This is a genomic window from Ruegeria sp. CDSC002, assembly GCF_059610905.1.
Window position 1 is genome coordinate 16,975 of record NZ_JBXWOM010000010.1, and the last position, 22,235, is coordinate 39,209.

At 58.6% G+C, this 22,235-nt stretch carries 27 protein-coding genes; 20 read left to right on the forward strand and 7 right to left on the reverse strand.

What is annotated here, in order from left to right; all coding sequences use genetic code 11:
* Positions 1-8: 8 nt before the first annotated feature.
* The 8 genes from hutI (at position 9) to AC2FJE_RS17510 (ending at position 7,323) form a co-directional block, all read left to right on the forward strand.
* Positions 9-1,214: an imidazolonepropionase gene (hutI, locus tag AC2FJE_RS17475; protein WP_496735519.1), complete on the forward strand. Its 1,206-nt coding sequence runs from the start codon at positions 9-11 to the stop codon at positions 1,212-1,214.
* Positions 1,214-2,749, forward strand: coding sequence for a histidine ammonia-lyase (gene hutH / locus AC2FJE_RS17480; protein WP_496757166.1), 1,536 nt, complete (start codon positions 1,214-1,216; stop codon positions 2,747-2,749). Before hutI ends, hutH begins: the two co-directional genes overlap by 1 nt.
* Positions 2,749-3,567, forward strand: coding sequence for an N-formylglutamate deformylase (gene hutG / locus AC2FJE_RS17485; RefSeq protein WP_496757164.1), 819 nt, complete (start codon positions 2,749-2,751; stop codon positions 3,565-3,567). The genes hutH and hutG overlap by 1 nt, the downstream gene beginning before the upstream one ends.
* On the forward strand, positions 3,564-5,246 hold the full coding sequence (hutU, locus tag AC2FJE_RS17490; RefSeq protein ID WP_496757161.1) for a urocanate hydratase: 1,683 nt from the start codon (positions 3,564-3,566) through the stop codon (positions 5,244-5,246). Before hutG ends, hutU begins: the two co-directional genes overlap by 4 nt.
* Positions 5,247-5,314: 68 nt before the next feature.
* Positions 5,315-6,193 carry a phosphoserine phosphatase SerB gene (serB, locus tag AC2FJE_RS17495; protein ID WP_496757157.1) on the forward strand — a complete coding sequence of 293 codons (879 nt, stop codon included), beginning with the start codon at positions 5,315-5,317 and terminating at the stop codon, positions 6,191-6,193.
* 40 nt (positions 6,194-6,233) lie between these two features.
* Entirely contained in the window at positions 6,234-6,563 is a 330-nt protein-coding gene (locus tag AC2FJE_RS17500; RefSeq protein WP_282120371.1) for an ArsR/SmtB family transcription factor, read from the forward strand.
* Entirely contained in the window at positions 6,551-6,979 is a 429-nt protein-coding gene (locus AC2FJE_RS17505) for an SRPBCC family protein (RefSeq protein WP_496757153.1), read from the forward strand. The genes AC2FJE_RS17500 and AC2FJE_RS17505 overlap by 13 nt, the downstream gene beginning before the upstream one ends.
* A 23-nt stretch (positions 6,980-7,002) precedes the next feature.
* The gene (locus AC2FJE_RS17510; protein ID WP_282170537.1) at positions 7,003-7,323 is read left to right on the forward strand and encodes a YciI family protein; all 321 of its coding nucleotides are present in this window, start codon (positions 7,003-7,005) and stop codon (positions 7,321-7,323) included.
* A gap of 3 nt (positions 7,324-7,326) precedes the next feature.
* Here the strand turns inward: AC2FJE_RS17510 and AC2FJE_RS17515 are convergent, their stop codons facing one another.
* On the reverse strand, positions 7,327-8,325 hold the full coding sequence (locus AC2FJE_RS17515) for an asparaginase (protein ID WP_496761237.1): 999 nt from the start codon (positions 8,323-8,325) through the stop codon (positions 7,327-7,329).
* 178 nt (positions 8,326-8,503) lie between these two features.
* Between AC2FJE_RS17515 and AC2FJE_RS17520 the strand changes: the two genes are divergently transcribed.
* From AC2FJE_RS17520 to AC2FJE_RS17540, 5 genes are all read left to right on the forward strand, one after another.
* The gene (locus tag AC2FJE_RS17520) at positions 8,504-9,037 is read left to right on the forward strand and encodes an invasion associated locus B family protein (protein WP_058272619.1); all 534 of its coding nucleotides are present in this window, start codon (positions 8,504-8,506) and stop codon (positions 9,035-9,037) included.
* 173 nt (positions 9,038-9,210) lie between these two features.
* On the forward strand, positions 9,211-9,378 hold the full coding sequence (locus AC2FJE_RS17525) for a hypothetical protein (RefSeq protein ID WP_186437396.1): 168 nt from the start codon (positions 9,211-9,213) through the stop codon (positions 9,376-9,378).
* 147 nt (positions 9,379-9,525) lie between these two features.
* The gene (locus AC2FJE_RS17530; RefSeq protein ID WP_282152922.1) at positions 9,526-9,903 is read left to right on the forward strand and encodes a lysozyme inhibitor LprI family protein; all 378 of its coding nucleotides are present in this window, start codon (positions 9,526-9,528) and stop codon (positions 9,901-9,903) included.
* 79 nt (positions 9,904-9,982) lie between these two features.
* The gene (gene rlmN / locus AC2FJE_RS17535; RefSeq protein WP_496761240.1) at positions 9,983-11,170 is read left to right on the forward strand and encodes a dual-specificity RNA methyltransferase RlmN; all 1,188 of its coding nucleotides are present in this window, start codon (positions 9,983-9,985) and stop codon (positions 11,168-11,170) included.
* Between the two features lie 232 nt (positions 11,171-11,402).
* Positions 11,403-12,029, forward strand: a complete 627-nt coding sequence (locus AC2FJE_RS17540) for a cytochrome P460 family protein (protein ID WP_496761241.1) — start codon at positions 11,403-11,405, stop codon at positions 12,027-12,029.
* A gap of 7 nt (positions 12,030-12,036) precedes the next feature.
* Here AC2FJE_RS17540 and AC2FJE_RS17545 read toward each other — a convergent pair whose 3' ends face one another.
* Together AC2FJE_RS17545 and AC2FJE_RS17550 are read right to left on the reverse strand one after the other, a co-directional pair.
* Positions 12,037-12,381 (reverse strand): hypothetical protein, encoded by a 345-nt coding sequence (locus AC2FJE_RS17545; RefSeq protein WP_113791818.1) that lies wholly within the window; start codon positions 12,379-12,381, stop codon positions 12,037-12,039.
* A complete protein-coding gene (locus AC2FJE_RS17550) occupies positions 12,378-13,295 on the reverse strand; it encodes a DnaJ C-terminal domain-containing protein (RefSeq protein WP_496757139.1) in 918 nt (305 codons plus the stop codon). The genes AC2FJE_RS17545 and AC2FJE_RS17550 overlap by 4 nt, the downstream gene beginning before the upstream one ends.
* A gap of 158 nt (positions 13,296-13,453) precedes the next feature.
* Between AC2FJE_RS17550 and AC2FJE_RS17555 the strand changes: the two genes are divergently transcribed.
* A complete protein-coding gene (locus AC2FJE_RS17555) occupies positions 13,454-13,837 on the forward strand; it encodes a hypothetical protein (protein WP_058272613.1) in 384 nt (127 codons plus the stop codon).
* On the opposite strand, the gene AC2FJE_RS17560 is transcribed toward AC2FJE_RS17555, so the two are convergent.
* Positions 13,838-14,938, reverse strand: a complete 1,101-nt coding sequence (locus AC2FJE_RS17560) for a cystathionine gamma-lyase (RefSeq protein WP_496757135.1) — start codon at positions 14,936-14,938, stop codon at positions 13,838-13,840.
* A 3-nt stretch (positions 14,939-14,941) separates the two neighbouring features.
* Entirely contained in the window at positions 14,942-15,784 is an 843-nt protein-coding gene (locus AC2FJE_RS17565) for an LOG family protein (RefSeq protein WP_058272611.1), read from the reverse strand.
* Between the two features lie 79 nt (positions 15,785-15,863).
* On the opposite strand from AC2FJE_RS17565, the gene AC2FJE_RS17570 reads away from it, so the two are divergent.
* The 3 genes from AC2FJE_RS17570 (at position 15,864) to dapD (ending at position 18,362) form a co-directional block, all read left to right on the forward strand.
* Positions 15,864-16,781 (forward strand): threonine/serine dehydratase, encoded by a 918-nt coding sequence (locus tag AC2FJE_RS17570; RefSeq protein WP_496761243.1) that lies wholly within the window; start codon positions 15,864-15,866, stop codon positions 16,779-16,781.
* 44 nt (positions 16,782-16,825) lie between these two features.
* Positions 16,826-17,425, forward strand: coding sequence for a GntR family transcriptional regulator (locus AC2FJE_RS17575; RefSeq protein ID WP_496761245.1), 600 nt, complete (start codon positions 16,826-16,828; stop codon positions 17,423-17,425).
* A gap of 109 nt (positions 17,426-17,534) precedes the next feature.
* On the forward strand, positions 17,535-18,362 hold the full coding sequence (gene dapD / locus AC2FJE_RS17580; RefSeq protein ID WP_496699468.1) for a 2,3,4,5-tetrahydropyridine-2,6-dicarboxylate N-succinyltransferase: 828 nt from the start codon (positions 17,535-17,537) through the stop codon (positions 18,360-18,362).
* A 57-nt stretch (positions 18,363-18,419) separates the two neighbouring features.
* Here dapD and AC2FJE_RS17585 read toward each other — a convergent pair whose 3' ends face one another.
* Positions 18,420-18,755 (reverse strand): cupin domain-containing protein, encoded by a 336-nt coding sequence (locus tag AC2FJE_RS17585; protein ID WP_472724597.1) that lies wholly within the window; start codon positions 18,753-18,755, stop codon positions 18,420-18,422.
* Between the two features lie 114 nt (positions 18,756-18,869).
* Here AC2FJE_RS17585 and AC2FJE_RS17590 point away from each other — a divergent pair, with 114 nt between their 5' ends.
* Positions 18,870-19,214 (forward strand): DUF8846 family protein, encoded by a 345-nt coding sequence (locus AC2FJE_RS17590; protein ID WP_058279829.1) that lies wholly within the window; start codon positions 18,870-18,872, stop codon positions 19,212-19,214.
* Here AC2FJE_RS17590 and AC2FJE_RS17595 read toward each other — a convergent pair.
* Complete coding sequence (locus AC2FJE_RS17595) at positions 19,211-20,269, reverse strand: transporter substrate-binding domain-containing protein (RefSeq protein WP_496721939.1); 1,059 nt, start codon at positions 20,267-20,269, stop codon at positions 19,211-19,213. The two genes, AC2FJE_RS17590 and AC2FJE_RS17595, sit on opposite strands and share 4 nt — an antisense overlap.
* Before the next feature lie 209 nt (positions 20,270-20,478).
* Between AC2FJE_RS17595 and dapE the strand changes: the two genes are divergently transcribed.
* Positions 20,479-21,618, forward strand: a complete 1,140-nt coding sequence (gene dapE / locus AC2FJE_RS17600) for a succinyl-diaminopimelate desuccinylase (protein ID WP_496757130.1) — start codon at positions 20,479-20,481, stop codon at positions 21,616-21,618.
* Between the two features lie 3 nt (positions 21,619-21,621).
* A complete protein-coding gene (locus AC2FJE_RS17605; RefSeq protein WP_282120355.1) occupies positions 21,622-22,197 on the forward strand; it encodes a TIGR04282 family arsenosugar biosynthesis glycosyltransferase in 576 nt (191 codons plus the stop codon).
* The last annotated feature ends 38 nt before the right edge of the window (positions 22,198-22,235 follow it).

A 22,235-nucleotide genomic window follows, 5' to 3' on the forward strand; every position in this document is an offset into this window, starting at 1 on the left:
GAATCGATATGGTCAAAAAATCTGTCCTTTTGAGCACGCGGGTGGCGACCATGGACGATGGCGCCGAACCTTATGGGATAGTTCAGGACGCAGCACTTGTTGTTGATGGTGAGAAAATTGCCTGGATCGGGCCTCGGAATGCACTGCCTGCTGACTATTCTGACTGGCCGACCGCGGACTATGGCGACCGGCTGATAACGCCGGCGCCAATCGACGCCCACACCCATGTCGTCTTTGGTGGCAACAGGGCGGTCGAGTTCGAAATGCGTCTGAATGGTGCCTCGTATGAAGAGATCGCGCGCGCAGGTGGTGGAATTCTGTCGACTGTCACAGCGACCCGTTCGGCCAGCGAAGAGGCCCTGTTAGAGGATGCCTTGACGCGAGTGGACGCCCTGATGGCCGACGGCGTGTCGTGCATCGAGGTCAAATCGGGCTATGGTCTGGACACCGACTCAGAGCTCAAGATGCTGCGCGTCGCGCGCCGGATCGGCCAAGTGCGCCCGGTGCGAGTGAAAACAAGTTTTCTAGGAGCACATGCGGTGCCGCCTGAGTTTCAGGCGCGCGCTGATACCTACATTCGCGATGTTTGCATCCCGACTCTGCGTTTGGCGCATGAAGAGGGGCTGGTGGATGCCGTTGATGGCTTTTGTGAGGGGATCGCCTTTGATCCGTCTCAGATCGCTAAGGTCTTCGATGTGGCGAAAGAACTGAACCTTCCGGTCAAGTTGCATGCAGAGCAGCTTTCGAACCTCGGAGGGGCAGCCCTGGCGGCTTCTTACGGGGCGTTGTCGGCAGATCATATCGAATATCTGGACCAGGTTGGCGTGGCCGCCATGGCACAGGCCGGAACCGTGGGTGTGCTGCTGCCGGGGGCGTTCTATACGCTGCACGAAACACAGGTGCCGCCGGTTGAACTGCTGCGCCAGTATGGGGTGCCGATTGCGCTGGCGACGGATTGCAACCCCGGCTCGTCCCCTCTGACGTCGCTTCTGCTGACCATGAATATGGCTTGCACCTTGTTCCGCCTGACGCCGGAAGAGGCATTGGCTGGCGTGACCCGCAATGCGGCGCAAGCCTTGGGCCTGACCGACACTGGCACAATAACTGAAGGCAAACGCGCGGACCTGACGGTATGGGACATCACGCACCCAGCCGAGCTGTCCTATCGGATCGGCTTCAACCCGCTGCACGCCCGCATTTTCGGAGGTTTGTAATGAAGACCCTGTCGCTTGTGCCCGGTCAGGTCACGCTGTCGGATCTGTCCGAAGTGTATTGGTCGCAGCCCGCAGTATCGCTGGATGACGGGTGCAAACCCAAGGTGGAGGCTGCAGCCAAACGCATTCTCGAAGCTGCGGCCGGGGAAGACCCGGTTTATGGCGTTAACACCGGGTTCGGAAAACTGGCCAGCCACAAGATCGCGGCAAAGGATACTTCGACCCTTCAGCGCAACCTGATCCTCAGCCATTGCTGCGGCGTTGGTTCGGCCGTGCCACGCCGTGTGACCCGGCTGATGATGACGCTAAAACTGTTGTCCTTCGGACGCGGAGCATCGGGTGTGCGTTGGGAGCTGATCGACCTGTTGCAGCAGATGCTGGCCAAGGGCGTGACCCCGGTTATTCCCGCGCAGGGGTCGGTCGGGGCCTCGGGCGATCTTGCGCCCCTGGCGCATATGACAGCCGTAGTCATCGGCGAAGGTGAAGCCGAGGTTGACGGAACCATCCTGCCGGGGGGAAAAGCGCTAAAATCGGTTGGATTAGAGCCTATTCAACTCGGTCCAAAGGAAGGGCTTGCCTTTATCAACGGCACGCAATTCTCGACTGCTTTTGCGCTGGCCGGTTTGTTCGAAGCTTGGCGTGCAGCGCAAAGCGCGCTGGTCATCTCGGCCCTGTCGACGGATGCGATCATGGGGTCGACCGCGCCCTTGCAGCCCGAAATCCATACCCTGCGTGGGCACCGCGGCCAGACCGAAGCCGCCAGCGCCATGCGTGCCACACTGGCTGGGTCCGAGATCCGCGAAAGCCACCGGGACGGCGACACGCGCGTTCAGGACCCATATTGCATCCGATGCCAGCCGCAGGTCACCGGTGCGGCCATGGATGTCATGCGCCAAGCGGCCACCACGCTTGAGATCGAGGCGAACGCGGCCACCGACAACCCGCTGGTTCTGACTGAGGCGGGTGCCATCGTTTCGGGCGGGAACTTCCATGCCGAACCTGTGGGCTTTGCCGCAGACATGATTGCGCTGGCAGTGTCCGAGGTCGGCGCGATTGCGCAGCGGCGCATTGCCTTGATGGTCGACCCGACGCTCAGCTTTGATCTGCCGCCGTTCCTGACGCCTGATCCCGGCCTGAACTCGGGTCTGATGATTGCCGAAGTCACGACCGCCGCCTTGATGAGCGAGAACAAGCACCTTGCCAACCCTTGCGTGACTGACAGCACACCGACCTCGGCCAACCAGGAGGATCACGTGTCGATGGCTGCGCATGGCGCGCGGCGTCTGACGCGGATGGTCGAGAACCTGAACTACATTCTTGGTGTTGAGTTGCTTTGTGCCGCTCAGGGCGTGGAGTTCCGCGCACCGCTGGCAACCAGCGAACCGTTGCAACGGGTCATGGATAGGGTACGGGCAGAGATCCCAACACTGAACGAAGACCGCTATTTGGCACCCGATCTGGAAACGTCCAAGTGCTTGGTGGCTGAGGGTGACATCCTAGGGGCAGTGGGTGCCCAGATGCCGGGGCTGTTCTGATGCAGGTGTTCAGCGTTCAGCGCGGGGACGGTCCCATTGTGCTGGGGCAGCCCCATGGCGGAACTTATGTGCCAGACGAAATAGCGGTCCGTCTGAATGACAACGGGCGCGGTTTGGCCGATACGGACTGGCACGTAAACAGGCTCTATCAAGGGATATTGGATGATATCACGGTCGTGCAGTCGCATGTTCATCGCTATGTCATCGACGCCAATCGTGATCCGTTCGGAGCCTCGCTATATCCGGGACAGAATACCACCACACTTGCGTCTCTGACCGATTTCGACGGGCAGCAGATCTGGAATGATGGGCAATCACCATCCGAGGATGAAGTCGAAGATCGACGGCGCAAATACCACGCACCTTATCACGCTGCCCTTCTGGATGAACTGAACCGCGTGCGGGACCGGCACGGTGTGGCGATCCTGTTTGATTGCCACTCGATCCGGTCGCTCATCCCGTTTCTGTTTGAAGGTGAGTTGCCAGTGTTCAACACTGGAACCAATGATGGGCTAACGTGTGACACGGCCATTGAGCAAGCAGTGCACGACGTGGCGACCAAGGCCCAAGGGTTCACTTCGGTCCTGAATGGCCGGTTTCGCGGAGGATGGACCACCCGCCACTATGGTCGCCCTTCTGATGGCATACATGCCATCCAGATGGAGATCGCGCAGCGGGCTTACATGTACGAGACACCCCCTTGGACATGGCACGAAGACCGCGCTGCGAAACTGCGCCCTCATTTGACAGCTATGCTGACCCGCCTCAACGATCTTGCCCTCTCGGGCGCATTGACCAGACAAGGAGCCCAGAAATGAGCGATCCGCGCAAAAACACCCGCGACATCTATCCGCCGACCGGCCCCGAGTTGAACACCAAAAGCTGGATGACCGAGGCCCCACTACGGATGTTGATGAACAACCTGCACCCAGATGTGGCCGAGAACCCGCACGAACTGGTCGTCTATGGTGGCATCGGACGCGCAGCCCGCACGTGGGAAGATTTCAACACTATTGTTGCCGGTCTGAAGGATTTGGAGGAAGATGAGACGCTGATCGTCCAGTCCGGGAAGCCGGTCGCGATCATCCGCACGCACAAGGATGCGCCGCGGGTGCTGATCGCCAATTCCAACCTCGTCCCACATTGGGCGACCTGGGATCACTTCAACGAGCTCGATAAGAAGGGCCTGATGATGTACGGCCAGATGACCGCTGGTTCGTGGATCTATATTGGGACGCAGGGTATCGTTCAGGGCACCTATGAGACCTTTGCCGAGGCAGGGCGTCAGCACTACGACGGTGACCTGACAGGCAAGTGGATTCTGACCGGAGGTCTGGGTGGAATGGGCGGCGCGCAACCGCTGGCGGCCGTGTTCGCAGGCGCCTCATGTCTGGCTGTTGAGTGTAACCCGGACAGCATCGATTTCCGCCTACGGACCAAATACCTCGACGAAAAGGCCGAAACGCTGGACGAAGCGCTGGAGATGATTGACCGCTGGACCAAGGCTGGCGAAGCGAAGTCGGTTGGTCTGCTGGGCAATGCGGCAGAGGTTTTCCCCGAGATCTACGCCCGGATGCAGGCGGGCGGGATGCGTCCTGATATCGTCACCGACCAAACCAGCGCGCATGATCCGATCAACGGCTATCTGCCATTGGGCTGGACCATGGGCGAATGGCGTGAGAAGCGTGAAACAGACCCTAAAGCGGTGGAAAAAGCCGCTCGCGCTTCGATGAAGCAGCATGTTGCGGCGATGGTGGATTTCTGGAACGCGGACGTTCCGACGCTGGATTACGGCAATAACATCCGGCAGGTCGCGCAGGATGAGGGGCTGGAGAACGCCTTTGCTTTCCCCGGCTTTGTACCCGCTTATATCCGCCCGCTGTTCTGCAAAGGCATCGGCCCGTTCCGCTGGTGTGCTCTGTCGGGCGACCCCGAGGACATCTACAAAACCGATGCCAAGATGAAGGAACTGTTCCCCGAGAATGAGCACCTACATCGCTGGATCGACATGGCGCAGGAGCGGATCGCGTTTCAGGGTCTACCGGCGCGTATCTGCTGGATTGGATTGGGTGACCGACACCGGGCTGGGCTGGCGTTCAATGAGATGGTCGCCAATGGCGAGCTGAAGGCGCCGGTGGTGATCGGACGCGACCATCTGGATTCGGGATCGGTGGCCAGCCCCAACCGCGAAACCGAGGCGATGCTGGATGGCTCGGACGCCGTGAGCGACTGGCCGTTGCTGAATGCGCTGATCAATACGGCGAGCGGGGCGACATGGGTGTCGCTGCACCATGGCGGTGGCGTCGGGATGGGTTTTAGCCAACATGCGGGCGTGGTGATCTGCGCCGATGGCACCGAAGATGCCGCGCGGCGGTTGGAGCGGGTTCTTTGGAATGACCCGGCCTCGGGCGTCTGGCGCCATGCGGATGCAGGGTACGACATTGCCAAGGATTGCGCGCGGGCCCATGGGCTGCGCCTGCCGGGTATTTTGGGCTAGTTCGAAACAGACTCTGGCGAAAATGCTGCACCTGCGATATTCGCAGGTGAGCTTGCCGGAGATCAAACATGTACGTTGCCACCCTGTTGACCAACCCCGATGTGTCTAATCTGGATTTGTCGCTGGTCGAGTCATTGCGGAATGCATGGGGCGGCGGTGAGATCGTGTGGCTCAGCCAGGATGAAGCTACAGAGTTCCATCTAAGCGAAATGCCGGGGAACCGGTGGGAAGTCTGGGTGGACCTGCAACAAATGGGCGTGGATCTGGTTGTCCAACAGTCTGAGGGCCGCCGTAAGAAGATGCTGTTGGCCGATATGGACAGCACCATGATCCAACAGGAATGCATCGACGAACTGGCGGATGAGGCCGGCGTCGGCGACCGCGTTAAGGATATCACTGCACGCGCCATGAATGGCGAGTTGGATTTCGAAGGCGCGCTGACCGAACGGGTTGGTCTGTTGAAAGGTCTGGATGAAGCGGTGATCGGTAAAGTACTGGATGAACGCATCACTCTGATGCCGGGCGGTAAGGAATTGGTCGCGACGATGCGCCAGAACGGAAGCTATGCCGCCTTGGTCTCGGGCGGGTTTACGGCTTTTACCACGAAAGTGGCCGAGGTGCTGGGCTTTGACGAGAACCGTGCCAACACCCTGCTGGCCCAAAACGGAAAACTGACCGGGGGCGTGGCGCGACCCATTCTGGGGCGACAAGCCAAGGTGGATGCCTTGGAACAGATCACCGCGCGACTGGGCTTGCGTGAAGAAGACGTTATTGCCGTAGGCGACGGGGCCAACGATCTGGGGATGCTGCACCGCGCGGGAACAGGGGTGGCCCTGCATGCCAAGCCCACGGTTGCCGAGCAATGCGAGGTTCGGATCAACCATGGCGATCTGTCGGCACTGCTGTATGTACAGGGCTATAGCCGCTCGGAATTTGTGTCCCGTTAAAGGTCTTCCCTTTATTTAACGCACATGTTAAATAAAGGCTATGAACACTCTGATAAACGCTTTTTCTGCTTTGTCCGATTCCACTCGGTTCTCGATTGTTGAGCAATTGATGCAGGACGGAGAGCTGCCTGCCGGTGACCTGATCCAAGGGCGCGGCATGTCGGGCGCAGCGATTTCGCGCCACCTGAAAGTGCTGCGTGAGGCCGGATTGGTGCAACAGCGCGTCCACGGCACCCAGCGGATGTATTCTATCCAGCCCGACGGGCTGCGGGCAATCGCCGAATGGACGATTTCGAAACGTCAGTTCTGGGAAAACAGCCTCGATCGGCTGGGCGACCTGATTGAAAGGGAAAACTCATGGCCGACCTGAAACTGGAACGTGAGTTCCCGACCACCCCCGAAAACCTGTTTGCCTGGGTCAGTGATGGGGCGAAGCTGTTGCAGTGGTGGGGCCCCGAAGGGGTGCATGTGCCCGAGCATGACCTGAATTTCTCACGCAAGGGGCCTTGGTATTCAATAATGAAGAATGCAGAAGGCCAGACATTCAAAGTGTCCGGTTATGTCACCCATGTTGATCCGCCCAATTCGGTTGGGTTCACCTGGGCCTGGCATGACGATCAGGATCAGCGCGGGCCGGAAAGCCACGTCACGTTTTCGGTCGTCGCAACGGAAAACGGCGCGCGGTTGGTTCTGGACCACCGCGAACTGGCAGATGCCGAGGCTGCAGCGAACCACAACATGGGCTGGACATCGTCGCTGGCCAAGCTTGAGGCGCAGTTTGGATAAGTTTTCATTAGGGAGGAAATAAAATGCCACAATATTTGTTTGTCTATCACGGCGGAACTACACCAACCGACCCTGCCGAAGTCGAAGCAACTATGGCCGCCTGGGGCGCATGGTTTCAAGGCATGGGTGAGGCGCTGGACATACCCGGCAATCCGGTTGGTCAATCCTATACGGTCAGCAACGGAAGCGTCGTCGACAATGGCGGCGCAAACCCGGCGTCCGGTTTTACCGTCATTAAGGCCGATAGCATTGATGCCGCGACCGAAATGGCCAAGGGCTGTCCCATGGTGGTCAACGGTTCAGGCTCGGTCGAGGTGGCCGAGGTGCATGAAATCGAGATGTGATCGTTAGCCGGGGAATCCCGGCGCAGGTCTGATCTCGCCGCATTCCAGCCCGCGACGGCTGTATTGCGTGGCATTCATGAATTTGCGGGTGGCCGGGTGATCGGCCTCCAGCACACCTAGGCTGACAAGAATGGCTGCAATTGCGCATTCGCTGGCGCGGGTGGTGCCATCAGTGATTTTCAGCGCAACACCCATTCGTTTTTCCGGGATGATGGCAATGAACACCGCCTCAGCGCCAGTTTTGATTGCGGCGCGACCGTCCATAGCGCGCATCAACTCGGTACATGCGCGGCTTTCGCCCGCCACCAGTTCGGGGTGCTTGATCATCGCAGTCGTAAGTTGTTGCGCTGCGTCGCTGGCACGGTCCGACCGGTCAGCGGCCGAGGCAAACCACGCCATCGAACGCGCCAGTCCCACCAGTGATGTCGCAAAGTTCGGGGCCGAACATCCATCGATTCCATAGGCAGGACTGGTTTCTCCAGTGGTATCTTCCAGCGCGGACAGGCAGGCTTGCTGTACGGGGTGGTCGATCTCAAGGTATTCCGGTCCCGCGCCCATGTGCTGTGCGACCGTCAGAAACCCGCAATGTTTGCCCGAGCAATTGTTGTGGATCTGGCAGGGCGTGTCATCGGCAAGTATCAGCCCGTCGCGCGCGGCCATGTCCTGCGGTTCTTGCGGACCGCAGCGCAGATCGTGTTCGGTCAAGCCCAAGTGATCCAGCCAGGCAGTAACCCTGTCGGTATGGATATGTGCGCCGCTATGCGAGGCACAGGCGAGGGCCAGATGCTCGGAGTTCAGGCCATATTTGGCGGCTGCACCCGATGTGATCAGCGGCAGCCCCTGGATCATTTTTGCAGAAGACCGAGGGTAAATCACCGCGTCCGGATCGCCCCAACTGCGTACGATATGACCGCTGTCGTCGCAGATCACTGCGTGGCCCAGATGCAAGCTTTCCAACAAGGGGCCTCGCCATAGTTCTGTCATTGGTACCGGCTGCGTCATCTGGCCCCTCCATTATATGCGCAAAAATCTGCCAATCGCCCTTTCGCCTGTGGCGAAACCTGCGTTAGTGTGTGTATGTCGACAATCATCGGAATACGCAACTTACAGACGAACCGACAGAGTTCGTATGCGGTCTCGATGGGTATGAGGTATTAGGTCGAGCTAGGAGGCTGGACAGATGGGATTAAAACTCGTCCGCACAATTGCGGGTCTGTGCGTGGCAGGAATGGCCACAACCGCAATCGCTCAGCAGGCGACCAGCACCAATCGGGTTGCTGCGAAGACCGACTGGAGCGTTTTTGTGGAGAAAGATCCCACAGAGTGCTGGAGCGTATCCGCGCCCAAAGAGACTGTGAACACCAAAGGCGGACGCGTGGTTTCGGTGCGCCGCAGCGACATCCTGCTGTTCGTGTTCTACCGCCCGAATGCCGAAGTCAAAGGTCAGGTGACCTTTACCGGCGGTTATCCTTTCGCGGCAGGATCGACGGTCACCCTTGAGATTGACGGCACCGAGTTCGCTTTGATCACCGAAGGTGAATGGGCCTGGCCGGCAACCGAAGGCGAAGACCTGAAGGTCGTCGCAGCGATGAAGCGCGGCACCGAGGCCGTTCTGACCGCCCGGTCCGAGCGCGGAACCCAGACCAAAGACACGTTCTCGCTGTTGGGTTTCAGTGCTGCGATCGAAGACGCCGAAAAGCGCTGCACCCAATAAGCAAGGACAACAGGTCTTCGCAGCCCCGTCATTTGGCGGGGCTTTTTCGTGGGCGATCATACGTGTCATCTGAAATTTACGCTACGTCCACCCCTCCCCAATTTGATCCGCATCAAGGCAAGCGATCCATCTTTCTGAACCAATTAGTTCAAATATATGGAAGGAGCTTATCCATGCTGAACAAACCTCTTGCTGCCGTGTTGGTGGTCGCCGCCGTATTTCTGAGCGCATGTGAAAAAAACAACGAAACCTATCCGGTTTCTGGCGAGCAATGTGGTCCGAAAGATCCCGTGCAAACTTTGGACGCGGATGATTGCGACATCCTGCCAGCAGGGATCTGATATGTTTACCTGATCTGATTCCTCGCAATCGCAATGCAGATAGTTCGGTCGCATCGGTTTGGCCTATGCGGCCGACTTGCAATTGGGACTATGGCGCAACGCGTGCTACGGTGGCCTCATACAAGGGTTCATATGTGGAAACGGATAATGCGTTACGTCCTGATTGCAGTTCTTTTCTCTTCGACCGCGTGGGCAGATCCCAGCCTGGAATGTTTCGACGCAGGTTCGCAGGTCGAAATCGGAGCTTGCGTTGGGGAAATGGAGAAACGCGTGAATATGGCTGTTGAGACAAGCTATGGCTTCGCCATGCAGTCCGCATTTGAGTTGGACGAGGTCACAGACCGTGTGGTGGCACAACCGGCACTTGAGGCTGCACAAGAGGCATGGAGAGGATATCGCGATGCGCAATGTGAAGCAGTGGGTGCTTCATACGGCGGCGGCTCTGGCACCGGCATCGCCATCGCGTCTTGTCGCGTCGATCTGGGCCGGGCGCGTGTGGACGAATTGCTGCGTATGGCAAATTAAACGATACGAATTCTTTTGATCTTTGCGCGCGATCCTATATAGAGGCGCATCCCAAGCCCGAATTCGTTGAGATAGCCACATGTCGCCCAAAGCGCCGATCACTCAAGATGTCATGACCATCCCCCGCAAACTGCCCGAGGGGAAGATCAACCTTGTCGGGTTGACCCGTGATCAGTTGCGTGACGCTCTGATCGAACATGGCACGCCGGAAAAGCAGGCCAAGATGCGGACCGGGCAGATCTGGCAGTGGATCTATCAATGGGGCGTGCGCGATTTTGCCGAGATGACCAACCTCGCCAAAGCGTATCGTGCGCAACTGGCTGAGAATTTCGTTGTGGAAATCCCCGAAGTCGTGACACGGCAAGTGTCCGAAGACGGCACGCGCAAGTACCTGTGCCGCATCGCGGGTGGCCATGAGGTCGAAGTTGTCTACATCCCCGAAGAGGATCGCGGGACCCTGTGCATCTCGTCTCAGGTTGGCTGCACGCTTACCTGTTCCTTCTGCCATACGGGCACGCAGAAACTGGTGCGCAACCTGACGGCTGCAGAAATCGTCGGTCAGGTGATGATGGCCCGCGACGATCTGGACGAATGGCCGACCCCTGGTGCGCCAAAGGACGAAACACGCCTGTTGTCGAACATCGTTCTGATGGGCATGGGTGAGCCGCTTTATAACTTCGAAAACGTGCGCGACGCGATGAAGATCGCCATGGACCCCGAAGGCATTTCTCTGTCACGCCGTCGGATCACCCTGTCGACGTCCGGCGTGGTGCCGGAAATTGCGCGCACAGCTGACGAGATCGGCTGCTTGCTGGCGATCTCGTTCCACGCGACAACGGATGAAACCCGCGATTTTCTGGTGCCCATCAACAAGCGCTGGAACATCCAAGAACTGCTGCAGGCGCTGGCAAGCTATCCCAAAGTGTCCAATTCCGAGCGGATTACTTTTGAATACGTGATGCTGGATGGTGTGAATGATAGCGACGAAGATGCGCATCGCTTGATCGACCACATCAAAAGCCACAACATTCCCGCCAAGATCAACCTGATTCCGTTCAACGAATGGCCCGGCGCGCCTTACAAGCGCAGCTCGAATAACCGCATCCGCGCGTTTGCAAACATCATTTATCAGGCGGGATATGCCTCTCCCATTCGCAAGACGCGTGGCGAGGACATCATGGCAGCTTGCGGTCAGTTGAAATCGGCCACAGAGCGCGCCCGCAAGTCGCGCAAGCAGATCGAAGCCGAAGCGGGATTGCAGGGCTGACAAGCCCAACTTTCGTGCAAACTACGCCAAGAAATTAATTTTCTGGCCGCTGTTATTTGTATGCACAATTTGATATGTTTCGGGGGCTGAAACCGGCTGCCTAGGCCTCACGCTTGCGCACAAAGCAGTGAGAGTCGCATTCCGGTCGTGGCGCGTTTGTTCATGGCCGCTATCATTTTACACGTAACTTGCGGCGTTCAGGCGAACCTTTTGAAGCAGGTGGGCCAAATACATGTTTGTACGATTTATAAGACTGTTTCCGACATTTCTTGCGGCTTTGTTTGTGGTGGGGCTTGCTGCGCATCAGGCTGGCGCTCAATCCAGTGGTGAGGATGCTCACCTTGCCATTGAAAATCCTGCCGAGCTGTCCAAAGAAGAAGCTTTGGGCATCTACAAGTCCCTGCAGCGACGGATGGAGCGTGGCTATGCCGCCGCGCAGTTAGATTTGCTGATGAACTATCAGGCATGGCCGCTGTTCAACGACGCGCCTTACATCTCGGCAACCCATGGGCAGCGCTATGTGAACAGCTATGCCAACCGCATGGCGCACAACTATGGTACTTTGGCCGAGGGTGAAAAACTGCCGATGGGGTCAGTGCTGGCCAAGGACAGCGTCACGGTCACGGACGAGGGCAATGTCCATCCCGGGGCTTTGTTCGTGATGGAAAAACTCGCCGAAGGCACCAGCCCGGAAACTGCGGACTGGCGCTATATCATGGTCATGCCCGACGGGTCTTTGTTTGGTGACACGATGGGCGCGCGTTCGGACGCTGTCGTCTATTGCCATGATTGTCACGAAGCGGTGGCTGATCGGGACTACACGTTCTTCGTTCCCGAAGAGTATATTGTCGGCAACTAAGCGTGCGTCACTTGCGACCGAACCGCGCCGTTCCGATCACCTCGATCAATGTCTGACGCACCGGTTCCGGTTGCGTGTCTACCGCATTCAGAACCTCTCGTAACTCGGCGCGAAGGCCGTGCATCTGGTCGATCAGTGAGATCATCATCGACAGCGCATCAGGCTCCATCTCGTATTGGTCGTGCAGCTCGCACGCCAGCTCCAACCGCGCCACGTCAAGGGTGTGATACACCAGCCCCTGCTCGGTTTGCTCGGGAATGACGATCTCGGCAGCCAGGTATTCGGTCAGGCGGGTCGAGGTCAGGCGCGTGACGGTTGCGATCAGCTGCTCTTCGGTCAGGGTGCGGGTCATGACGGCATTCCTTTCCGCGGATCATAGCTGTGGGTTTCGCGCCAAGTCGCCATGAATTGCTTCAGATCATCATCAATCTGGTCCGGCATGGACACGGTCAGTTCGATCAACTGATCGCCGCGATCGGACGAGCCGCGCTTTTTAACTCCCTTACCACGCAAACGCAGGGTTTTACCGCTGCTGGTGCCGGCTGGAACACTGACATTGACGCCGCCATCAATGGTGGGTGCGGGTACCTTGCCACCCAGAATGGCTTCGTCGATCGTGATCGGCAGAGTGATATGAATATCGTCGCCCTGACGATCGAATACAGGATGCTTTGCCACAGACACGGTTACCAAGGCGTCGCCGGCGGGCCCGTCGCCGAACCCCGGATCACCCTTACCGCGCAGGCGGATGGTCTGCCCGTCGGTGATGCCAGCGGGTATTTTGACTTCGATCCGATCGCCATCGGGCAGAGTCAGCTTCTGGCTGGCGCCGAACACCGCGTCCAGAAAACTGATCTGCAGGTTATAAGCGCGGTTGTGGCCCGGCGCGTGGAATTCATGCGTGCGCTGCTGGTATCCTCCGCGGCCACGCATGAATTCGGCAAAGATGTCTGACATGTCATCCGGGTCTGCTGCGCGCGCACGATAAGGGTTCCCGGCGGCCTCGGCATATTCGCGATAATACTGCTGCTGGGGACGTTCCTGACCCGAGGCATCAATTTCGCCACTATCGTAACGCGCGCGTGTGTCCGCATCTTTCAGCAGGTCATAAGCCGAAGCGGCGGCCTTGAACTTGGCTTCAGCCTCGTCATCCCCGGGTTTCAGGTCCGGGTGGCACTCTTTGGCGATGCGCCGATAAGCCTTCTTGATCTCGGCGGCGCTGGCGTCTTTAGCGACACCAAGAACGGTATAGGGATCGTCGCTCATCACATCTCTCGTCGATGGGGGTGGGTCTGATCTTTATGAATGTGTTTTATCATGCGATTTCAATGACCCAAAAGGAAGTGGCTTTTGAAACCGCTCGCAAATTCCTTCGAGTCTGTTAACATCTGCATGTTTCTAATTGATCATTCACGGAGAACCCCATGACGCGCAGAATAAAATCCGCACTGGCCCTGTTGGCCGGGAATGCCATCGGGTTGTTGCTTGCGACGCTGTTGTTGTCGGGGTTTGCGATCAAGCCAATTTCATTCATCGTCGTGGTGATCGTGTTCACCCTGGTGCAGGTGGTGGCCGAGCCGCTGATCCTGAAGCTGGGTGAGAAAAAAGCCCCCTCGATCAAAGGTGGGATTGCTTTGATCGTAACGTTTGTCGGTCTGTTGGTGACGGATCTGATTACGGCAGGGCTGACCGTTGGCGGCGTTGCCAATCTGTTAGCAGCGACCCTGCTCGTTTGGCTGGGCGCGTTGATCGCCAGCGTTCTGCTGCCGATCTATGTGTTCACCGAACTGCGTGAGCCCAAGAAATAATCAAAGCCCGTTCAGGCTGGTTTCAATCGCCTGCCACAGTTCATCCGCCGGTTCACAGCCGACAGACAATCGGATAAAGGCCGGATCGACGTCATCGCCCCAGCGTGCGCGTCTTTCGGCAGAACTGTGAACACCGCCGAACGATGTGGCCGGTCGCAGCATCGGGCAGGTGTTGATGAAAGTTTCGGCCTTTTCCTCGGTCTCTAACGTGATCGACAACAAGAACCCGAACCGGGACGTATGCGCCTTGGCCAGAGCATAGGAAGGGTCACCCGACAAGCCGGGATAGCGGATCTGTTTCACGGCATCATGTTCTGCCAACCGTTCCGCGAGCACTTGCGCCGATGCACACATCCGGTCGAAACGAACGTCCAGCGTTTCCAACCCGCGATGCAGCAGCCATGCCTCATGCGGGCCGGGGATCGCGCCGGAAACGCGCCTCCATTCTTCGACCCGTTCCATGATCTGCGCGTTGCGGCTGGCGACATGACCCATTAGCAGGTCCGAATGCCCGCCCATTGCCTTGGTATCCGAAGCGACGACCACGTCGATGCCCAATTCCAACGGGCGTTGACCCAGTGGGGTCATCGTTGTGTTGTCGGCAATCGTGAGACCGCCCGCCGTGCGAACGGCAGTGGCGATCGCAGACAGGTCCATCATATCCAGACCGGGGTTCGAGGGGCTTTCCAAAAAGACCACGTCGAAGCCGTCAAACCCGCCCTCTGCGAACGCTGTCGTCGGACGCTCGGTAACCGAGACGCCCAGATTGGACAGGAACCGATCGGCCAGCAATCGTGTGACATAATACCCGTCCGAGGGGATCAGGATATGGGACCCGGCTTTGACCGTCGCGAACAAAGCCGCAGAGATCGCCCCCATACCTGACGGAAAGGTCAGACAGGGCGCGTCTTCCAAATGTGCTAGCACATGTTCCAGATGCCCCCATGTCGGGTTGTCGACCCGACCATAGGTCGGATTCCCGTCCGGTGCGCCGGGCAGATGGTACATACTGCTTTGTGTCAGCGGCAGGGCCACCGGATCGCCCTTGTTCAGTGCGTTCCCACGTAGGTGCAGCATCTCACCGGTTTTTGGCGGTTTCATGTTTCAGCGCCCCGGTATTTCGTCGCGCGGTGGGGCCGGTTCCCAGTTATCGATAATGTCGACCGCCTCTTGTGCGGTATCGACAAAGCGGAACAGATCGAGATCCTCGTCCGAGATGGTCCCCGCATCGGCCAGCGCCTCCCAATTGATGACTTTTTCCCAGAATTCGCGACCGAACAGCAGGAAGGGCACACGCTCCATCCGGCCAGTCTGGATCAACGTCAGCGACTCGAACAGCTCGTCCATCGTGCCGAAGCCGCCGGGGAAGATGGTGATTGCGCGGGCGCGCATCAGGAAATGCATCTTGCGAATGGCGAAATAGTGGAAATTAAAGCTGAGATCGGGCGTTACATACAGGTTCGGCGCCTGCTCGTGCGGCAGCACAATGTTCAGGCCAATCGAACAACCGCCAGCATCCTGGGCACCGCGATTTCCGGCCTCCATCACGCCGGGGCCACCGCCGGTGACGATCACGTTCTCGCGGCAGCCGGTTTCATTGGATTTTTCGGTCATCAGACGGGCGAATTCCCGCGCTTCGTCGTAATATTGCGACAGGTTGGCCAGCGTCTGGGTTCGCGCAGTGTGTTTCTGCGACGGCTCAGGAATGCGTGCGCCACCGAACATGACGATGGTCGAGGTGATCTCACGTTCGGTCATGATCATCTCGGGCTTCAGCAACTCCAGCTGCAAACGCACGGGGCGTAGCTCATCCCGACACAGGAAATCATCGTCTGCAAAGGCAAGGCGATAGGCGGGTGAGCGCGTCTGCGGCGTGTCCGGCACCTCGCTCGCGGTCGAGCGGTCTGTCTGGGCGTCGCGGAAGGGGCTGAGGCGGTCTTCTCTCATGGGTGATGGTTCCCTGCTTGCGTGTTCATAAAACAGCTATAGGGTTCGTAGGCAGAGTGCCAGTCACGGAAGAACAAGAATGAATTGGAAGAGTGAAATTTCGGCCGCCGCCGAACGGATCAATGGGTATGCGCAGGTGACCCCGGTGATTGAAAGCCGCGTGCCCGGATTGGATTATCCGGTCGAAATGAAGCTGGAGCATATGCAGCACACGGGCAGTTTCAAAGCGCGCGGGGCGTTTAATACGCTGCTCAGCTTGGACGTGCCCGAGGCTGGCGTTGTGGCGGCTTCGGGCGGCAATCACGGTGCGGCGGCGGCGTATGCGGCACAAACGCTGGGATATCCGGCCAAGATTTTCGTGCCAGACCTTGCCGGACCATCCAAGATCGCCCTGATTGAACAGACGGGCGCGGATTTGACGGTGGTGCAAGGTGAATACGCAAACGCACTGAGCGAGGCCAGAGCGCATGAGGCTGCGACCGGGGCGATGCAAATCCACGCTTATGATGCCCCCGCAACCGTAGCAGGGCAGGGCACGTGTTTTGCCGAATGGGAGGCGCAGGGACTGCAGGCTGACACCATTTTGGTTGCAGTGGGCGGCGGTGGCCTGATTGGCGGGGCTTTGGGTTGGTTTGATGGCACGCGCAAGATCGTAGCAGTCGAACCGGAAACCTCCTGCGCGCTGAACGCGGCGCTGCAGGCGGGTGAACCGGTGGATGTCTCGGTCTCGGGGATAGCAGCCAACGCGCTGGGCGCGCGGCGGATCGGAGGGATTTGTTTCGATCTTGCGCAAGGAATGACATCTGTTCTTGTCTCAGACGAGGCGATTGCAGCCGCGCAAAAGGCGCTGTGGCAGACCCATCGCATATTGGTCGAACCGGCCGGTGCGACCGCGTTGGCGGCTTTGACCTCAGGTGTTTACAAGGCAGAACCAGACGAACGCGTGGCGGTTCTGGTGTGCGGGGGAAATATTGCCCCGGACCCGCTGATGGGGTGAATTATCGACTTGTGGAAGGTGGTTAAGGATTTTATCGATAATCTATGACCACTACGATCGCCGACACAATTTACCAAAACCTTAGACAGAAGATTATCACGGGCGAATTGCTTGCCGGTGAAAAGCTACGTCAGGATCACATCGCGCGGGCCTTTGAGACCAGCCATGTACCGGTGCGCGAGGCATTGCTGCGTCTGGAAGCGCACGGGTTGGCCCAAAGTGAGCCGCGCCGCGGTATGCGTGTTTCGGCGCTGGACCCGGCAGAAGTGCGCGAAGTGGTTGAAATGCGCGTTGCGCTGGAATCCCTGGCCTTGCAGCATTCGGTACAGAATATGACGCCTGGCGCGCTTAAAGAGGCGGATGATGCTCGGATCGCCTGTGATGCTGCGCAAACGATGCCCGAGTGGGAAGCGTGCAACCGTACCTTTCATCGCTCGATCCTGACGCCGTGCGGGTTGCCACGCCTACTGCATGCGATTGATGACCTGCATATTGCCGGCGCGCGCCACCTGTTTGCCCATTGGCGCCCCAAGTGGGTACACCGTGCGGATGGTGACCACGCAGCCATCGTTCAAGCGCTCAAGCGCAAGGACGCGTCTACGGCGACGGCCATTCTGACGCGCCATATCCGCCGCGCAAGCTGAACACAGGTCAAGCTAGCCGCAAATCGTACCTTCTGCGTCGCATTGCACCGCGAGGTGCAGTTGCGTATAGGCCAAACAAACGTGAACAGATTCTGCAGGGAGCCATCCGATGTCCAACGCGCAACTGGAAACCGCTATCGAAGCCGCCTGGGAGGCGCGCGACACCATTACGCCCGCCACCACCGGCGAACAACGCGAGGCGATCGAGGATACGCTGGCCGCGTTGGACAGCGGTTCGCTGCGGGTTGCTGAAAAGCTGGATAACGGTGATTGGCATGTGAACCAGTGGGCCAAGAAGGCAGTTCTGCTGGGCTTTCGCATCAAGGATATGGAAATCCAGACCGGCGGTCCACAGGATGGCGGCTGGTGGGACAAAGTGGACAGCAAGTTCGCCGGCTGGGGTGAAAACCAGTGGCGCGCAGCCGGTTTCCGCGCGGTGCCGAACTGTGTTGTTCGCAAATCGGCCTATGTCGCACCCGGTGTGGTTCTGATGCCGTCCTTCGTGAATTTGGGCGCCTATGTCGACGAAGGCACTATGGTGGACACATGGGCCACCGTTGGTTCCTGCGCGCAGATTGGTAAAAACGTACACCTGTCAGGCGGTGTTGGCATCGGCGGCGTTCTGGAACCGATGCAGGCCGGCCCGACCATCATCGAAGACAATTGCTTTATCGGCGCACGCTCGGAAGTGGTCGAAGGCTGCATCGTGCGCGAAGGCTCGGTTTTGGGCATGGGTGTCTTTATTGGCAAATCCACCAAGATCGTGGATCGCGAAACCGGCGAAGTCACTTACGGCGAAGTGCCGCCATATTCGGTGGTTGTCGCGGGTTCGATGCCGTCCAAGAACAACGTCAACCTGTATTGCGCCGTGATCGTAAAGCGCGTGGACGAGAAAACTCGTTCGAAAACCGGAATTAACGAACTGCTGCGCGACTAAATCAAGTGCGGATTTGAAACGGGGCTGTAGCGTATCTCGCTGCAGCCCTTTTTTTGTTTATCCTTTGACTGGATAGCGGTCGGGTTCCTCAAACACGTCGATCACGCGGCTTCCGGCTTTGATTTTCCCGCCGTGTTCAACACCAGACGGGATCGAGTAACTGTCGCCGGGGCGATAGGTCTTAGTTTCTCCGCCTATTGTCAGTTCAACCTCGCCCTCGACCACCGTGCCCCATTGCGCCTTGTGTGAATGCGGTGGCAGTTCGAAATCCTTGAGGAAGGTGAAGAACGCGACCAAACCCGCATCTGACCGGATGACGGCGGTTTGCACCACGTCCTCGGGGAATGGGACGTCGAGGCTAGGGAAGTCTGTAATAAAATTTGGGTAGGCCATGAAAAATCCTTTGCAGTTTGAAATGGGTTTTCGCGGGTACTATGGACGCGCTGGGGGCTTCCCGCAATTCCCGGCTGCTTGACCACGGACAGGCGCGCGGCTATGGCCCCCTGCATGGAAAAGCAAAAGAAACCGTCCCGTCAGCAAGTTTATACATTGCTCGTTCAGATTGGCCGCAAAGAAGGCGACGGTCTGCCCGAAGGTGCGACCGGAGCAGCGCTGATGTGTTTTGCTAGCGGCGTGGATGAGGCTGAAGCGGTGCGTGAAACCGTGGCGATCCTGAAACAGGCCGACACTGCGCCACTGGACGTCACCGGTTATGGAACTCTGGCCGAGCGTGAGGCGCAGGGGCACGACATCGACCCGGACGAACGCGACCTGATGCAGCGGGCCTTGGACGAAAACGCCGTTATTGTGGCGCAAATGACGCCGTTTTTCGGGGATGAAGAACCGGCTTAGTTTCGCACCCCGAACCATTTGCGGTAAATTTCATCATAGGTGCCGTCTTCGCGCAGCGCGAGCAGAGCCTGGTTCACGTCCTCGACCAATGGCGAGCCGGTTGGGAACGCAATCCCGTAGTTCTCGCGTAGGAAAACGCCACCTGTCATCGATGCGATCCGACGGCCTTCATGCGCCGCATAATAGGACAGGATCGGCGCGTCAAAGACAACGGCGTCCAACTCCTTATCCTGGAATGCGGTCAGCACATCATCCAGGTTTTCATAACCGGAAAACTCAATCTCGCGCCGGTTCAGGAAGTTTGCGGCAGTTGAGTTCGAGATTGTGCCCACCTGTTTGCCATAAAGATCGTTGACCGAGTTCACGTTGCCGCTGATGGCATCCACTGTCATGACCGACGTGATGCGCGCTGTGAAGACCGAAACGATGAACAGTGAGGACACCACCAGTACCACGCCCAGCAACCGTCCAAACGGTGTGCGCGGCATGCGTTCCTCGAAACCGCCATTGACCACAAGATTCAGCGCCCACCAAAAGGACGGGAACCATGCCTCATTCAGCTTGCGGTCGAAATAGGGCTGAGCCCGACGCTCAAATCCCCACATCAGCATCCCGCCGCCAAGCAGGATCGCAAAGGCCAGTCCGATGGCGATGAACAATTCAACGGACAGCAAAGCGTGCAGCAGCGATGGTCTGCGCGCTGCATCCGATGGCACCATGATCTGCAGACCGGCCTCGAATATGGGCTGGCTGAAATCCATCTGCGTTTCACGCGCAGCCGTGATCGAGATATTGGCCACAGCCAGGTCTGCGGTTCCTTCCTGCACGGCCCCCAGCATATCGCTGAAGGCTTCGACCCTGGTGACCGAGTAGTCCCAATTCAGTGCCTCGGACAGGGCTTGCAGCAGGTCCATTGAAAAACCGGTTTGGGCCCCGTCCTCGACATAGGAAAACGGGGGGCGGGTCACGGTCGTGACCGAAAGCGTCTGCGCCTGGCTTTGCTGTGCAAGAACGGCGAAAGTCAGGCAGATCCAAACGAGAAGCGCACGTGTCATCGTCAATTCACCTGTTTCGCGGCCCTCTAACGCAGATTTGAAAGGCACGGCAAGGTGGCCGCAAGGTAAACCGCCATGTTTTATTGGGGTGTCATTTCAAGACTCGCGAAAAAAAGCGCCCGGAATCCGGTGGCGAGGGGTTGGCAATTGGTCCAATTCGTTGAATCTGTGCACGATCCCGCGATTGAACCAACCAAAAGGGCCCAGAAATGACAGATCCGGTAAAGTTGACGGCGGACCTGATCCGTTGCCCATCAGTCACACCTGAGGAAGGTGGCGCGCTTGTGTTGTTGGAGAAGCTTCTGTCCGACGCAGGCTTCGACTGCACCCGCGCGGACCGGGGCGATGTCAGCAATTTGTACGCGCGCTGGGGGCCGATAGCCCATCCGCGCAGCTTTGGGTTCAACGGGCATACTGACGTTGTCCCGGTGGGTGACGAAGCAGCCTGGACGGTGCCCCCGTTCGGTGCAGAAATCCGCGAAGGTGTGATGTATGGGCGCGGGGCCACAGACATGAAATCCGGCGTGGCGGCCTTTGCGGCGGCCGCTGTGGATTTCGTACGCGACACACCCCCGGACGGGGCGATTATTCTTGCGATCACGGGCGATGAAGAGGCGGACGCGGTGGACGGCACCACGGCACTGCTTGACCACATGTCCAAGGCCGGAGAACGCATGTCTGCCTGTTTGGTGGGCGAGCCGACCTGCCCAAACACAATGGGTGAGATGATGAAAATCGGGCGGCGTGGTTCAATGACCGCCTGGTTTACTGTGACCGGTGTGCAGGGGCATTCGGCCTATCCGCACCGGGCCAAAAACCCTCTGCCCGCCATGGCGCGTTTGATGCATCAGTTAGCCAGCCACGAACTGGATCAGGGATCGGACCATTTCGATGCCTCAACCCTGGCCGTTGTGAATATTGACACGGGCAACGCTGCTACCAACGTGATCCCGGCGCAATGTATCGGAGCGGTGAACATCCGCTTTAACGATCTGCACTCGGGCGCCAGCCTTAGTGAGTGGTTGCAGGCCGAAGCCAAAGCCGTGGCTGAAACCTACGATGTCGCGGTCAACGTCCGGATCAAGATCTCAGGCGAGAGCTTTCTGACCCCACCCGGCCCCCTGTCTGATCTGGTCGCGAAAGCGGTCGAGACCGAAACCGGTGTGCGCCCCGAGATGTCGACAACAGGTGGCACCTCGGATGCGCGGTTTGTCAAAGACCATTGCCCAGTGGTTGAGTTCGGCCTTGTCGGGAGAACAATGCACCAGGTCGATGAATGCGTCGAGGTCGCGCAGATCGAACAGCTCAAGGCGATCTACACGCGTATCCTTCAGGACTATTTCGCCTGAACCATGCAGCGCTCATTGGTCATCATGGTGAAAGAACCCCGCCCGGGTCGGGTCAAGACACGGCTGGGGCGCGACATCGGCATGGTTGGCGCGGCGTGGTGGTTCCGACACCAGACACGCGCGCTGATCCGGCGATTGCGGGACCCACGCTGGCAGATTGTGCTGGCAGTTGCCCCAGATCGGGAAGGCCTGACCAGCCGCATCTGGCCCGTTGATCTGCCCCGCGCGGCGCAGGGGCGCGGTGATCTGGGCGATCGTATGGGGCGTATGCTACGCGGGATGCCACATGGACCGGTTTGTCTGATCGGCGCGGACATTCCCGGGATCACATCCCAGCATATCGCACGCGCCTTTAAGGAATTGGGACGGTCGCAATTCGTTTTTGGCCCTGCGCCGGACGGTGGCTATTGGTTGGTAGGGGCTCAGCGTCACAAGGCGTTGCCGACAAGCCTGTTCCGTAATGTACGCTGGTCTACTGAAACCGCGCTGGCTGACACTCTGGCCTCAGTTCCGGGGTGCCGTGTAGGATTGCTGGACCATCTGCGCGACGTTGATACGGTGGCTGACTTGACGCCCTGAACTTTTTGGTCATGACGCGGTCGCATACCCGTGATAGG